The sequence below is a fragment of the Aeromonas cavernicola genome (genome assembly GCF_002795305.1).
Taxonomy (GTDB): domain Bacteria; phylum Pseudomonadota; class Gammaproteobacteria; order Enterobacterales; family Aeromonadaceae; genus Aeromonas; species Aeromonas cavernicola.
This window is the reverse complement of record NZ_PGGC01000234.1, coordinates 1-1,366: the sequence shown is the minus strand read 5'-3', so window position 1 is coordinate 1,366 and position 1,366 is coordinate 1. Positions and strand designations below refer to the sequence as shown.

Here is a 1,366-nt window from a genome sequence, read left to right as displayed (position 1 = left end):
CACAAGGCGAGCTGGTCACGGGTGGTGCGACTGGCGCGGGAGACCGACGTCGAAAAGCGTTTAAATAAGCGCGAGCTGGCGTACCTTGACAGCGACGAGCTGCGCTCCATGTCGGACAAGGCCCTCGGCGCCCTGCGGGTGGCGGTGGCCCACGATGAGGCCCTGCGCGATGCGCTGCGTCTTTCCGAGGGCAACCGCAGCACCGAGCAGAAGGTCGCTTTCTACGTGCAGGTTTATCGTTACCTCAAGGATCGCATCCGCAACGACATCATTCGCTCCGATGATCCGGTCGAGGCGATCGAAGAGATGGAGATCGAGCTGGCCCGTCTCGCTGACGAGCTCAAGCAGCGGGAAACCCATCTGTCGCTCTCCTCCCACGAGGTGGCGGCCAAGATCACCAACATCATCCGCCGCGAGCAGAACCGCATCCGGGTGCTCAACCAAGGCTTGCAGAATATCGCCTTCGGTCTGGTGCGCGGGGTGCGCCTCAACGTCAATATCCGCGAGGCCCACACCCGTCTGCTGACGGCGCTAGCTGATCAAACCGCCATGCATAACGACCTGTTCGCCGACAAGGAGCTCAGCTTCTCCGAGGCGATGGCCAAGCTGTTCCAGCGCCTCAACCCGCAAGTGGAGCAGGGGGATCGCAGCTATCAGGTGATGGGCGACGTGCTGCTCGACTATCGCAACTATCTGGAGCTGGAGATCGAGGTGCAGCGCGGTGCCGATGGCTGGCTGCGTGCCGAGAGCGGTGCGCTCTCCACCGGCGAGGCGATCGGTACCGGTCAGGCCATCCTGCTGATGGTGCTGATCAGTTGGGAGGAGGAGTCCCGCCGTCTGCGCGGCAAGGATATCGCCCCCTGCCGCCTGCTGTTCCTCGACGAAGCGGCCCGGCTGGATGGCAAATCCATCGCCACCCTGTTCGAGCTGTGCGAGCGGCAGGATATGCAGCTGCTTATCGCGGCGCCCGAGAACATCAGCCCCGAGAAGGGCACCACCTACAAGCTGATCCGTAAAGTGCAGGGCAAGCACGAACACGTCCATGTGGTGGGGCTGCGCGGCTTCGGCTTTAGCGACGACAAGCTGATCGCCTGATCGGTGGCTGGCTCATCCCGACAGGGGATGACGGCTAAATAGGTGAAAGGGCGGTTTGGACCTAATGCCAGTCAGTTAAGCCTGACTGGCATTGTTTTTATTGGCTTTTTGCACCGCATACTTTTGTGGTCTTGCCTTCACACTGCGGGGATAACTCCGCTCCCTTCGCTCCGGTAATACAAACTGCCCCGCCTGCTTATCCAGCTCCGCCACCCGCTTCGGGATACTCCCCGGTGACAGGTACGGCATGCAGCTCAGTTCATGGATGAGA

At 61.5% G+C, this 1,366-nt stretch carries 1 protein-coding gene and 1 pseudogene; one reads left to right on the top strand and one right to left on the bottom strand.

What is annotated here, in order from left to right; translation table 11 throughout:
- Positions 1-1,095: SbcC/MukB-like Walker B domain-containing protein (locus CUC53_RS18140; RefSeq protein ID WP_272896784.1), on the top strand; the 1,095-nt coding region annotated here is incomplete at its 5' end.
- Positions 1,096-1,170: 75 nt separating this feature from the next.
- Here the strand turns inward: CUC53_RS18140 and CUC53_RS18135 are convergent.
- Positions 1,171-1,366 (bottom strand): annotated as a pseudogene (locus tag CUC53_RS18135) (IS4 family transposase); the annotation flags it as partial.